Consider the following 12,784-nt stretch of genomic DNA (forward strand, 5'->3'; position numbering starts at 1 on the left):
CGTCACTGCGGGATCGAAAAGGTAACCGCGAACTGATGGCCGTTTGGACAGCCGGCATCGCTACCACGATCGTCAGTCGATCGCTCTTTGAGCACCTCGGTAATCGCTGCACCACGGGGTGTAGTGACATTGGTTTCCACGCCGCAATAGGGACAAACGACCGTATTGGTGGCCATGGTAGGATCTTTTTGACCCCGATGCCTTTAAAACTCTCCCCGAGGCTCGTTCTGTAGAACCGTAACGGCTCTGTGGTTTCTTTTCGCCGACTGCGCCCAGCACCGGTGAACAGGCAGGAGACACCCCGCTCACTCAGATCATCGCGTGGTCGGCCTCGATTCCGGAGTGCAGCCGGACGGCGATTTCGGCGGCGTCGACCCAGTAGTAGATCGCCCGTTCGAGCGCTCGCGTCACCGTCACGAGGTGGCCGTACAGCTCCGGATCGTAGGCGGTGACGAGTTCGAACAGTTCGTCGAGGTCGCGGTGGACCGTCTCCTCCTCGGCGTGTAAGGCGTCGTAGGCCTCCAGATCGCCCTCGAAGAGGACGTCCACGAGATAGCCGTTGATCCGGCTGCCCGCCTCGAAGACGTCGAGGATGCGTTCCTCGACGACGCCGGTCGTCTCGGTGTCCTGTCGGTCGACGACGTCGGCGATGAAACACGACCGGTCGCCGACGATCTCGAGGTTCGTCGCGATCGTCGCCAGGTCCGAGGCGACGCGGTTGCCCGGCCAGTCGGTCGTCAGCGTGTACGACTTGAGTTCCCCGAGCACGGCGAAGTAGCGCTCGTTGGTGAGCGATTCGAGTCCGTCGGCCGGGTGGTCCGGCGAGTCGCCGACGAAGGCGAGTCGCGCCGCCTCGTACTGCGTCGAGGTCACGTCGTCGAGCCGTTCGAGGAGCTCGAGGACGGTCGTCCCCCTGTCGGTGCCGGTCGCACGACGCCCGTTCTCGGAGGCGGCGTCCGCGGCCGTCTCGAAGAACTCCGAGACGCTGTCTGCGGCGTCGAAGACGGCCGCGTCGTCGACGACGTAGGCTTTCCTGACGACGCCGTCACGTTTCAGTTCCTGGAGCAGTTCGGAGACGTACTGTTCGGAGATGCCGACCGCGTCGGCCAGGTCCGCTTTCGTCGCCGGCGCCGTTCGGTCGACGGCTTCGATTACCTGGGAGAGGGTGGCGTCCCGACCGTGCCTCGTCGCGTCTCTCGGCCGATGCCACGTTTTGCGGGACATACGTCCCCGGGCTCGTGTGCTCGCTATAGGGCTATCCCACAGACTGTCTGGACGGCTATATAGGCTCCATCGCTCCGGCTCCCGTCGGCGGTTCGATCCGCACCTCCGTACCGACGGTACGGATATATATCGGACGGAACTGGCACGTTCCCCTCATATAAACTCTCAGATAGGGTCTCCGTGAGAACGCTCCATATGGAGACTCGGAAAGTGCAACTCTCTGGGGGGACGACGTACACGGTCTCGTTACCGAAAGCCTGGGCGACCGAGAACGGGATCGACGCCGGTTCAGTCCTCTCACTCCACCCGAACGGCGACGGATCCCTCCTCGTCGAGGCGTCGCCAGACCGGTCGAAAGACCGCCGGACGGCGACGGTCGACGTCTCCACCAGCGGGGCCAACGCCGTCAAACAGCGCGTCCACGCGCTCCACGCGGTCGGATTCGACGAGGTGACGCTCGTCGACCAGGGCGGGCACGACGCGGACAGGCGGCAGGTCGTCGGACGGACCGTCGAGGAACTCTCCGGCTTCGAGCTGCTCGAAGTCACCGACACCCGCATCCGGCTGACGAACCTCATCGACGCGGAGAACGTCGAGGTCCGGAAGAGCGCACTCCGACTGCGTCTGGTGACGCTCGCGATGCATCGCGACGCCGTTACTGCCGTCGTGAACGGCGACGAGGGCCTCGCCGAGCGCGTCGTCGGCAGGGACGCCGAGGCGGACAAACTGTTCGCCATGGTGACCAGGCACTTCCGGCGGGCGCTCACCGACCTCCACGAGGTAGAGAAGCTCGACCACGGCCGCGACGACCTCTTCGAGTACTACTACACGTGCCGGCAGTTCGAGCGCATCGCCGACCACGCGGAGAAGATAGCCCGCTTCGCCCTCGACCCTGACGCGGGCCTGCCGGCCGACTTCGGTGACCGGATCGTCTCGCTCGGCAAGGACGCGCGCCAGATCGTCGACCAGGCGGCGGACGTCGTCCTCGCGGACGCCGGGATCGAGGCCGCCCACCTCGCGCTCGAACACCGCGACGACCTGGTCGCCGACATCGAGACGCTCGACCGGGAGCTCTACGACCACGACGTCCCCGGCGAGGCCCACACCGCCGGCCTCCTCCTCGATAGCCTGCAGCGAACCGCCGAGTACGGGGCGAACGTGGCGAACATCAGCATCCAGCAGGTCTCTCGGGGGGAGGTGGACGACCGCTGAGACGTCGCGAGCGTCGGCCGTTCTCCTTGCAGTCGACTCCCGACCACGGACCGGGATGATCCCGGCGCCCGGTCCTTCCGTGATTTCACCCGCTACCGGAGGGGCCCTGGCCGTGCAGGCGGTCAATCCGCGACGTCGACGGTCTCTTCGGCCCGCGTCCTGGTCCCGGTAGCACTCCAGAAGAGGTAGACACCCCCGACGCCGAGCAGTGCCCCCGCACCGAGGGTCGGCATCGCGAGCGCGTGACCGCCGGCGTCGAGCGCCGCACCGAACAGGACGGGCGAGACGATTCCCGGGAGCGTCCCGAGGAAGGCCTGGACCGACAGCGCGGTTCCGACTTGGTCGTCGTCGACGACGAGCGTGATCGTCGTCGAGGTCGGTGCGCTGTCCATCGTGAGCACGAACCCGTACCCGATCACGACCGCAGCCAGCACCGCCAGCGACTCCCACGCGAACCCGGCGAGCACGAGCGTTCCCGTGCCGCTACACGCGAGCGCGACTGCTATCACCCGGAAACGCCCGATGCGGTCACTCAGCCAGCCGCCGGCGAGGTTCCCCGCGCCGCCGACGGCCGTGACGACGCCGGCCAGGAGCCCCGCGGTGGCGACCGGTGCGGCGGTCGCCCCGACGGCCGCCGTCGAGACCAGAAAGGCCGGCAGCCAGTTGCGAATCCCGTACAGCTCCCAGTTGTGCGCGGCGTAGACGCCGACGCCGGCGAGGAACGCCCGGTCGGTCAGCAGCGAGCGGTCGAACCCCCCACCGTTCGACGCCCGGTCGGGACTGTCCCGCCCCAGGAGATAGACGAGCGGGCCGGCACCGAGCGCGAGCAGGCTCGTCACGACGATGCCGGTCCGCCAGCCGGCGCTCGCGGCGATCGACGAGGTCACCACGAACGACAGCCCGCTGCTGATCGAGAAGGTCCCGACGTAGACGCCCATCGCCGTCCCGCGGCCGCCGGGGTCGAACCACTCGCTGACGAATCGCATCCCCGGGACGTATACGGCCGCCATCCCGACGCCGCTGAGAAAGCGGAGCGCGGTTCCGACGAGGAATCCGTCCGCCACCGCGCCGAACGCGAGGCTCCCGATCGCCGCGACCGTCGCGCCCACTGCGATGACCGGCCGCGGCGCGTACCGGTCGGCGAGCGCCCCGAACGGGATCACGCCCAGGAGGTAGCCGGCCTGGAAGGCTCCGTAGACGACGCCGGCCTGGAGGCCACTGAGCCCCCAGCGATCGACGACGGTCGGCAGGACCGCCGAGTAGTTGAACCAGAGCAACGCCGACAGCAACAGTGTCGCGCTGACGACCGCCAGCATCCGGACGTCCGGTCGGTCGATCCACCCGTCACTGGACCGGTCCGCGTGCCCCGCCATCGGTCGCGACGCTCAGTCCCGCTCGGCCGCCGGTTTCCGCGCTTCGATCGTCGCCGCGACGACGTACTCGCTCGGGTCGAGCCGGTCGTCCCACTCGCTGATGAACTCCGAACTGTCGTCTTTCGGCTCGACCCGGACGTCGACGAACCCGGCGTCGGCGAGCAGCCGTTCGATCTCCGGGACGGGCGACGCGCCGGCGACGCAGGCCGCGACCGAGTCCGGGTCTGCTTCCAGGGAGTCGGGCAGCGACGCGGTCAACACGACGTCCGAGACGGCGAGTCGACCGCCCGGGACGAGGACGCGGAACGCCTCCGCGAACACCCGGTCTTTCGCCGGCGAGAGGTTGACGACGCAGTTCGAGATGACGACGTCGATTCTGGCGTCCGCCACGGGCAGGTGTTCGATCTCGCCGAGGCGGAACTCGACGTTTCGCGCGTCGTTCGCTGCGACGTTCTCGCGGGCCTTCTCGACCATCTCGGGCGTCATGTCGACCCCGATGACCTGTCCTCTGTCACCGACCTCGTTCGCGGCGAGGAAGCAGTCGAAACCGGCACCGGAGCCCAGGTCGAGCACCGTCTCGCCCCGGTCGAGGTCAGCCATCGCCTTGGGGTTCCCGCACCCGAGGCCCAGGTCCGCGCCGCTTGCCACTGCCTCGATGTCGTCCTGTGAGTAGCCGAGTCGTTCGCTGTCCGTGCCAGTGCCGTCGTCGCAACAGCCCTCCCCGCCGCCAGTCCCGTCCTCACGACGGCTCTCCCCATCGCCGGTCCCGTCGTCACAGCAGGAATTCCCGCCGTCACCGGTGGCGATGTCGGCGTAGCGTTCCCTGACGATCCGGCGCTGTTCGTCCGCGTCGCGGTCGAGCGACGAGTCCTGTGGCACGTCACTCATCGTCGTCACCCAGGGCGTCGAGCGTCTCCAGGATCTGTTCGGCGTCGTCGGTCAGTCCGTAGTACCGCCAGGACCCCTCCTTCCGTCGCGTGACCAGCCCCGCCGAGTAGAGCCGCGACAGGGCCTGGCTGACGCCGCTCTGGCTGATTCCGACGGCCGCTTCGAGGTCGCAGACGCAGACGCTGCCCTCCGCGGCGCCGATGCGGCGCACCAGTTCGTACCTGGTGTCGTTGCCGAGCGCCGAGAGCAACTGGACGTCCGCGACCAGCGCGTCCTCCTCGACCTCGGGAATCTCCGCACAACACGCGCTCTCGGCCGAATCGTCGGGTCGACCGGACTGGGAAGCCGTCTCGGTAGCGTTCGAGTCCATTTCAGTGAATGGTAATATGAGCGCTTGCTAATATAGATGTTTCGACCGGCCGGGGAGGAACTGTCCTTCCTCACTTCAGGAGCTGGTGGGCACGTCCAGCGATGAACAGGCCCAGTTCGGGGGAAGAGCGATCCGACCTCGGCTTCGAGCGACTATCACTGTCGTCCGGATCACGTGCCTGGTCAGGACTACGCGAGGCGCTCCGTCTCGCGAAGGTCGGAGGAATCGGCCGCCACGGGCCGGAGTCTGGTGAGCGACAGCCCGTCGGCACTCAGCGCGCCGTTACCCAGCAGGAACGCCGTCGACCAGCCGACGGGGGTGATCAGCAGGCTCGTGACGCCACCGCCGATGCCGCCCCACACCTTCGCGGTGTAGAGGACGGCGTCGTTCTCCGAGGACCGGGCCTGGCCGTAGTACTCGCCGCCGGACCGCGCGCTACTCGGCGACCGCCCAGAAGCCCAGCGTCCGCGGCACCATCGCCTGCAGTTCCGGCGACGTGCTGGCGTCCCCGTCGTCGTAGTCGTCCGGGTCGTCGCTGCTCGGGGTTTCGAACAGCTCCCGGACCGTGAATCCGGCGTCGACGAGCGCGGTGTGGAGGTCGCCGACCGTCCGGTCGAAGACGACGATGTCGTCGTGGAGGATATCGTCGAACTTCTCGCGTCGCGGGCCGGTGTCGTGATAGCTCCGCGCCAGTTCCACGGTCGCCGGGTCGAACTGCTCGTGAAAGGGGTGGGGGACCTGGAACGTGAGGAGGCCGCCGTCCCGGAGCACGCGCCTCGCCTCCGCGAGCGCCGCGTCGACGTCTTCGACCATGAAGTAGACGTATCCCGAGTAGGCCAGGTCGAACGCGCCGTTGGCCAGCGGCAGGTCCGCCACGTCGCCGGTGACGAACTCGGCGTCGGCGCCGTAGACGTTCCTGACGCGGGTCGCGTGGCGGAGTTGCTGGAACGAGAAGTCGACGCCGACGGCGGTGCCCACGCCCTCGCTGGCTGTCCCGACCGTTCCCTGTCCACCGCCACAGCCCAGTTCCACGAAATCCAGGTCCTCGCGGTCGGGGAGTCGCTCGGCCTGCCACTTCGCCAGGTCCTCGGGGTCCGGTAGCGGGGTGTACACTGGGGGAAGCCCGCCCTCGTCGGTGTCCGCGTTCCAGAGCGCCTGGAACTCGTCGCTCCACTCGTCCCACAGTTTCCGATTCTCCCGGTCCGGATCGTTCATGCCGTTCGTGTCAGAGAGCGCGGGCTTGAGTGTTGGGCTGGTATGGTACGCTTTCGTAGTCTCGCACTCCTCGCCCTCCGACCGGGACGCGGTACACCGCCGTCAGCCTCGAAGCACTCTTCACCGACACTGACGGGACGCTAACTAGATGAACGGGCGCACGCGAACAACCGTCGCAGTCTGCCTGCTTCTCCTCGTAGCGGGCTGTAGCGGTCCACTTGCGGGCCCGTTCGACGGAAATTCGGACGAGACCACGACGCCGACTGGCGGTGGGTCGGACGGCACTGCCCCGTTCGGCGTCGTCAGGCTCTACGCCGACGAATACGACGACAGTAACGGGACGCACCGAATGGACGTCAGGGTCGACTTCAGAGCACCGCTCGACGACTCGCTCGAATCGACCACGTTCGAGGACGTGATGTTGTGCTTCTACGACGCAAACGGAACGGTCCTCAATTCCACGCTCGTGGGGGACTTCGAAACCCCGGAAGACGAAGCCACTGTGACCCTCAGTAGTGACACCAAGCCCACGTACATCGTCGCCGACCATCCGCGGTTCACCAGCTACGGAGAGACGCACGTCCGGTACTACGTGTTGAACGACGAAGGCCGTTATTCCCCCGAGTGGGACCCTGCCGACCGCCTCGGCGAGGCGTTCGGCTATCCCAGACACGACGAGGCCGGCCGGTGCACGTGACGCGAATACCGTTGGGTGCCTGTCGAACCCGGTTCTAATTTCCGGTTTCGTCTAAGAAAATTCTCATTTGAATAGTCTTGCTTTTTGAGAGCAAGAACAAATGAAATTACTTTTCACGCCGAGCTCACATACTTTAGCGATGGCTGGCTCGTTTGAACGGCGGGAACTACTCGGCACTGCAGGTGCCACAGTCTGTTCGTTGCTGGCGGGGTGTTCGTATTCGAGTAGTCCAGAACCGGAACCGGCGCTTTCCCACCATCGCATCATGTGGCACCGTTCGCCATATATTTCTGAGATTGCCGTTGTCGACGGGACGCTGTACTTCTCCACTGGCACGGACCTGTACGCAGTTGGGGCAGCGGGCGGCGAGGAGAAATGGACTCGGCACGTCGAAGACGAACCGCCCCTCCACTCAGACGAAACCATCTGCTTGAGTGGGATGGCCGCCGCGGACAGCGAGCGGATGTACGTCCCCGGCTGCGATGGCCTTCATGCAGTTTCCCTACAAGATGGTTCTGACCTGTGGACGGCGGGGTCGGCCGGGCTGTCCTCTGCGGTGGCCACAGGAAATGAGGTCTATGCTGGCGGAACCGATCTCTTCTCTATCGGCCCACGTTCCGAGACGGTTGAGTGGGAGACCGAGATCGGCGCCAACGAGGAACTGCACCTCGTTCCGATCAACGACGGTGTGGTCGCCTGTGACGAGGCTGCTAACGTCGTCCACTGCGTGAATGCGGATGGAACGCTGCGGTGGCAGCACGATCTCGACTTGGAGGGACGTCGTCCGGTAGTCGCGGGCGATACCGTGTACGCAGCGAGCGTTCGCGAATACGAAGTTAGCCGCCTCGTGGCGCTCGATCTATCGACCGGATCCGTCAATTGGACTACTGAGACGCCATCTATCCGTCGGAGCGGGTTGGCCGCTGGAGACGAACAGGTCTACGTTGCGAGTTATTGGGACGAGAACGACATCGGTCATCTCGTCGCATACGAGCAGGACGGCGGCGAGAAGCGATGGGAACACACCGTTGCCGAATCCGAGTTTTCAGAGCCGGTCGTCGACGCCAATGGAGTGTATTCTGGGACGTACGACGGTATCAAGGCGTTTTCCCACGACGGAACCGAACGGTGGTCCATCGAAACTGGATACTCCTCCAGGTGTTCCACCGTTTCGGACGGGACGCTCTATGGCGGAGTGACGGGTCAACTGATCGCGATCGATGCAACGGGCGACGACCAGTAATCTAACCAAGTTGTCGGCTATCGTCCGCTAGCTCGAGTGTCCAGTGGCGATATCGAGTACGGGGAACTAGCGAAAGGCGATTCCGTCGACCACAGACGCCAGTCACGCGCGGGCTCGGTGAAGCGTTCGACTATCCCAGGCAGGACGGCGTCGGACGGTGCATGTGACGTGTAGACCGGTGTCTGTCCTTCGAACTGAGCTCTAACTCTTGGTTCCATATCGGCAAATTTTCACACGAAGAAATTTTCTTTTTCCAGATGGGTGTTAAACGGAATGTATTTCCTGGCCGAGATCACATCCCTTAGCGATGGCTAGCTCGTTTGAACGGCGGAAACTACTCGGCGCTACAGGCGCCACAGTCGGTTCGTTGCTGGCGGGATGTTCGTTTTCGAGTAGTCCACAGGCGACGCTGTCCCACGACCGAATCATCTGGTACCGCTCGCCTGTTTCCTACGATATTGCAATCGTCGACGAAGCACTATACTTCTCCACAGGTACAGACCTGTACTCGATCGAGACGGAGACCGGCGAGGAGATCTGGTCTCGACACGTCGAGGACGAACCGAATCTCCACTCTGACGAAACCACTTGTTTGCGGGAGGTGGTCGCTTCAGACGGCGAGCGCTTGTACGTACCCAGCTGCGACGGCGTGCGTGCGCTTTCCCTGAAAGACGGATCCGACCTGTGGACAGCAGGTTCGGCTGGGATGTCCTCCGTGGTCGCCACGGGAAGCCACGTCTACGCTGGGGGGTCAGATCTCATTTCTGTCTCCGCCAGTTCCGAGACGGAAGAGTGGCAGACAGCGATCGGCGCCCGAGAGGAACTGTTCCTCGCTCCGACTGACGACGGCGTCGTCGCCTGTAACGAGGCTGCTGGCGTGGTCCACTGCATGGACGCTGATGGAACGTCGCGCTGGCAACACGACCTCGAGTGGGAGGGTCGTCCACCGGTCGTCGCCGCCGACACTGTGTATGCAGCAACTGGCCGCGACCAAGAAATTGGCCGTCTGGTGGCTCTCGATCGCTCGACCGGATCCGTCAACTGGACCGCCGAGACACCGGCTATCAGCCCCTCCGGAATAACCACAGGAGACGAACAGGTCTACGTCGGAACGTACCCAGACGAGAATGACGACGGCCGGCTCGTTGCATACGACCAGGATAGCGGTGAGATGCGCTGGGATTACACTGTCAGGGATTCCGATTTCGCGAGCCCGCTAGCTGACGCGAGCGGGGTGTATGCCGGGACCGACGATGGGGTCTATGCGTTCTCACACGACGGCACCGAGCGGTGGTACGTGGAGACCGAATACCCCACCTCGTGTATACTCGTATCGGATGGACAACTCTACGCCGGAGTGATGGGTGAACTGGTCGCCATCGACGTAACGGGCGACGACCGATAATCAAAATCAGTTGCCAGTTGAAATCCGCTGACTCGGGTGCCCAGTGGCGATATCGAGTACGGGGAACTATCGAAAGGCGATTCCGTCGACCACAGACGCCAGTCACGCGCGGGCTCGGTGAAGCGTTCGACTATCCCAGGCAGGACGACCTCAGCCGGTGCATGTAGGGAACGCCCTCGATCCACGGACAGTCGACTGACGCGGAAATTACAGACTGATAGTGAGTGCCCACGGCTTCAGCCGTGGGAGGAATCCGACGCCACGGGCCGCAACCGGGTCAGCGACAGCCCGACGGCGCTCAACGCCACGGCCCCCAGGAGGAACGCCGTCGACCAGCCGACGCGGGTGATCAGCAGGCTCGCGACGACGCCGCCGCCGATGCCGCCCCACACCTTCGCGGTGTAGAGGATGGCGTAGTTCTCCGAGGACCGCGCCTGGCCGTAGTACTCCCCGACCAGCGACGGGACGATGGAGAACACTGGGCTCCGGAAGAACGCCGCCGCGCCGAGCAGGACGACGAACGGGAGCGCCCGCTGGGTCGCACCGGTCCACACCGCCAGGGCGACGGCGACACCGGAGAGCGTCACCGTCGCCGCCGCGGTTCGCTCGCGGCCGAGCCGGTCCGACAGGCCGCCGATGGCCAGCAGGCCGGCGCTGTCCGCAAGCGCGACGACCGACGCCGCCGCCGTCAGCACCGCCGCGGGCATCCCGAACTGGTCGGCGAAGGCCACCGCCTTGCCGATGAGCATCAGCCCGACGGCGTTGACGACGACCAGCATCGCGTACAGCAACCAGAACTGCCAGGTCCGGGCCGCCTCGCGCCAGGTGTAGGTCTCGTCGGCTGTCGCGGTCTGGTCGCTCACGGCGTCGGGGCTCTCGTCTCCCTCGCTCTCGTCCCCGTCGTCGGAACTCGGGGAGGGGTCCCGGAGCACGAGCGCACCGGCGAACGCGATGGCGCCGGTGACGAGTCCGAGCGTCGCGACCGTTCCGAAGAAGTCCGTCGCAAGCCCGTCGCGAACGAACGGGATGAACAGCACGCTCAGGCCGCCGTAGGCCATCGTCACGATGCCCGTCGCCAGCCCGCGGCGCTCGGTGAACCACTTGACCGGCGTGTTCACCGCGATGGTGTAGAGCGTGCCCGCGCCGACGCCGCCGACGGCGTACCACAGCGTGACCTGCCACGTCGCCGTCGCGACCCCGGTTCCCAGGTAGCCAACGGCGAGGAGCACCGCGCCGACGGCCACCGGCAGGCGCGGCCCGTAGCGGTCCCGGAACCAGCCCGCCGGGAACTGGGAGAGGGTCTGGGCGACGAGGTAGACGGTGTACACCGTCCCCAGCGCCGCCTCGCTCGCCCCGAGTCGCATGCCGAGCGCTGGTCGGAGCGACGACCAGACGAACTGGTAGGACCCGGCGGCGCCCATCCCGGCGGCCGCGACGAGGACGAGCAGCCACCGCGTCCGGACCGATCGATGCAGCATCTGCCCTCTGTCTCTCGGTCCGCTACTTGAACGATGCTATCTCGGGGCGGCGTGCGTCCCCGTTCGCTCGCGCGCTGTCGGGCAGAGCGCAGGAGTCAGGGCTCGCGGTCGCCCACTGGCCGGACCACGGTCGACAGTTCGGTCCGCTCGTGCTCGGTCGTCGTCCGGCGGTCGAACGCCGAGCACTCATCTCGACTCACTCCCACACGTCACTCGGCAGCGAAGGCCAGGACGGTCCCGTCCGCTGTACCGACGTACACCCGGTTCCCGTGGACTGCTGGCTGCGTCAGGTCCTTCGACGTCTCGTATCGCCACCGTTCGCTCCCATCGGACCGGAAGGATGCGACGACGCTGTCGTTCTCACGGTTCGAAAGCGCAACGACGCCATTGGAGATCAGACGGAGCGTACCGTTCCCCGGTACCGACGCTCGCCAACGCTCGGGCCCCTCTGTCGGGTCCAGGGCGTATATCGTCCCGTTCCCGTGAACATAGATTCGGTCGCCGACGAGCGGACTACCCCGTCGAACGCCACCGACGGTCGTCCTCCACCGCTCGGTTCCGTCGTCGGACAGCGAGAATACGGTGCCGTCGTCTCCCGTTCCCACGATCGAGGGGTCCTCGTGGTGTCCGTCGGCTACGCCGGTGCTGGTAGCGACGCCCGTCGGGCGGAACGTGCCGCCGTCGGGTGGCTCGTACCGCCACCGTTCGGATCCATCCGCCACCGACCGCGCGACGAGCGACTGACTCCCATCGGCCGCCTCGCTCGACTTCGTAAAGCAGAGACCGTCGAACACCACCGGCTCCAACGCCGACCGTAGCTCGGGATTTTCGTTCGACGTCAGTATCGGCGCTTCGGAAACTTGCCAGGCCTCCGTGCCGGTTTCGAGGCTATAGGCGGCAAGTTCCTCGGTCCCGTCCCAGTGCAAGAGGTGGGCACCTGCTACTGCGCCTCCCATGGCGTCGCTCGCATCGCGTTCCCAGACTACCGCCCCGTCGTCGCCGAGCGCGAACAGCGATCTGTTTTCGGTTCCGACGAGTTGGTCGTCCCTCGACCCACCGAACACCCGTCCGCCGTCTGCACCGAGGAGCGACAATTCCGGACCTCCTGGGGCTGCCGTCCACAGCTGTTCGCCGTCGGCGCCGTAGGCGACAATCTCCGGCTCACCGATCGATGGTTCCAGTGGGCCGCCGATGCCCGCAACTGCGTGTATTCGCTCGTCGTGGACGAGTGGCTGTGCCGCTATCGGTCCCGGCGTCGCGGTTCCCCACTCCTTCTGTCCGTCCACCGTCCGAAGGCTATAGAGCGCACCATTCGAGGATTCTCGCTGGTCCGTCGGCGTCGGCGTCTCACCGTAGTGCTTTCCCGCTCCGACGTACAGGCGGTCTGCCCCTGGATCCAGCGCAGGAGGCGTCACGACAGCTTCCGGGAGGGCTACTGCCCAGATGAGCACCGGGTCGTCGGTCCGTAGCGATTCGAACTCGCCGGCCTCCGTCCCCGTCTCACTGGCCGTCGGCGACGACTCGGTGGCCGTTGCCGCCGTCTCTGAATCGGCCGAACAGCCGGCCAGAACCGTCGCGACCGTGCCGAGAAGGGCGCGCCGGGACCAGTCGGTCGACATGGACTGCCCTGGTTCTGTCACCGACAAGTACTTTCTCATCGTCTGGCCCGGTCCGGACGC

At 65.8% G+C, this 12,784-nt stretch carries 13 protein-coding genes; 4 read left to right on the forward strand and 9 right to left on the reverse strand.

Annotated elements, in window-relative coordinates; translation table 11 throughout:
* Window positions 1-2 precede the first annotated feature (2 nt).
* Both BM337_RS20925 and BM337_RS04120 read right to left on the reverse strand, forming a co-directional pair.
* Window positions 3-176, reverse strand: a complete 174-nt coding sequence (locus BM337_RS20925) for a hypothetical protein (protein ID WP_177227136.1) — start codon at window positions 174-176, stop codon at window positions 3-5.
* Between the two features lie 133 nt (window positions 177-309).
* Entirely contained in the window at window positions 310-1,224 is a 915-nt protein-coding gene (locus BM337_RS04120; protein WP_089814171.1) for a winged helix-turn-helix domain-containing protein, read from the reverse strand.
* 195 nt (window positions 1,225-1,419) lie between these two features.
* On the opposite strand from BM337_RS04120, the gene BM337_RS04125 reads away from it, so the two are divergent.
* Window positions 1,420-2,436, forward strand: a complete 1,017-nt coding sequence (locus BM337_RS04125; RefSeq protein WP_089814173.1) for a PhoU domain-containing protein — start codon at window positions 1,420-1,422, stop codon at window positions 2,434-2,436.
* A 122-nt stretch (window positions 2,437-2,558) separates the two neighbouring features.
* Here BM337_RS04125 and BM337_RS04130 read toward each other — a convergent pair whose 3' ends face one another.
* The 5 genes from BM337_RS04130 to BM337_RS04145 all read right to left on the reverse strand — a co-directional run bounded on the left by BM337_RS04130 (window position 2,559) and on the right by BM337_RS04145 (window position 6,282).
* Window positions 2,559-3,809, reverse strand: coding sequence for an MFS transporter (locus BM337_RS04130; protein ID WP_245778598.1), 1,251 nt, complete (start codon window positions 3,807-3,809; stop codon window positions 2,559-2,561).
* Between the two features lie 12 nt (window positions 3,810-3,821).
* Window positions 3,822-4,697, reverse strand: a complete 876-nt coding sequence (arsM, locus tag BM337_RS04135; RefSeq protein WP_089814175.1) for an arsenite methyltransferase — start codon at window positions 4,695-4,697, stop codon at window positions 3,822-3,824.
* The gene (locus BM337_RS04140) at window positions 4,690-5,067 is read right to left on the reverse strand and encodes an ArsR/SmtB family transcription factor (protein WP_089814177.1); all 378 of its coding nucleotides are present in this window, start codon (window positions 5,065-5,067) and stop codon (window positions 4,690-4,692) included. The genes arsM and BM337_RS04140 overlap by 8 nt, the downstream gene beginning before the upstream one ends.
* A gap of 188 nt (window positions 5,068-5,255) precedes the next feature.
* The gene (locus BM337_RS20930) at window positions 5,256-5,429 is read right to left on the reverse strand and encodes a hypothetical protein (protein WP_177227139.1); all 174 of its coding nucleotides are present in this window, start codon (window positions 5,427-5,429) and stop codon (window positions 5,256-5,258) included.
* A gap of 73 nt (window positions 5,430-5,502) precedes the next feature.
* Complete coding sequence (locus tag BM337_RS04145) at window positions 5,503-6,282, reverse strand: class I SAM-dependent methyltransferase (RefSeq protein ID WP_089814179.1); 780 nt, start codon at window positions 6,280-6,282, stop codon at window positions 5,503-5,505.
* Between the two features lie 148 nt (window positions 6,283-6,430).
* Here BM337_RS04145 and BM337_RS04150 point away from each other — a divergent pair, with 148 nt between their 5' ends.
* From BM337_RS04150 to BM337_RS04160, 3 genes are all read left to right on the forward strand, one after another.
* The gene (locus BM337_RS04150) at window positions 6,431-6,979 is read left to right on the forward strand and encodes a hypothetical protein (protein ID WP_089814181.1); all 549 of its coding nucleotides are present in this window, start codon (window positions 6,431-6,433) and stop codon (window positions 6,977-6,979) included.
* 139 nt (window positions 6,980-7,118) lie between these two features.
* Window positions 7,119-8,222, forward strand: a complete 1,104-nt coding sequence (locus BM337_RS04155; RefSeq protein ID WP_177227141.1) for an outer membrane protein assembly factor BamB family protein — start codon at window positions 7,119-7,121, stop codon at window positions 8,220-8,222.
* A gap of 307 nt (window positions 8,223-8,529) precedes the next feature.
* Window positions 8,530-9,627 (forward strand): outer membrane protein assembly factor BamB family protein, encoded by a 1,098-nt coding sequence (locus BM337_RS04160; protein WP_089814184.1) that lies wholly within the window; start codon window positions 8,530-8,532, stop codon window positions 9,625-9,627.
* Window positions 9,628-9,863: 236 nt separating this feature from the next.
* On the opposite strand, the gene BM337_RS04165 is transcribed toward BM337_RS04160, so the two are convergent.
* Together BM337_RS04165 and BM337_RS04170 are read right to left on the reverse strand one after the other, a co-directional pair.
* Window positions 9,864-11,105: an OFA family MFS transporter gene (locus BM337_RS04165; RefSeq protein ID WP_089814186.1), complete on the reverse strand. Its 1,242-nt coding sequence runs from the start codon at window positions 11,103-11,105 to the stop codon at window positions 9,864-9,866.
* Window positions 11,106-11,314: 209 nt separating this feature from the next.
* Window positions 11,315-12,724, reverse strand: coding sequence for an outer membrane protein assembly factor BamB family protein (locus BM337_RS04170; RefSeq protein WP_177227144.1), 1,410 nt, complete (start codon window positions 12,722-12,724; stop codon window positions 11,315-11,317).
* Window positions 12,725-12,784: the final 60 nt, after the last annotated feature.

Source organism: Halomicrobium zhouii (assembly GCF_900114435.1).
Classification (GTDB): Archaea; Halobacteriota; Halobacteria; order Halobacteriales; family Haloarculaceae; genus Halomicrobium; species Halomicrobium zhouii.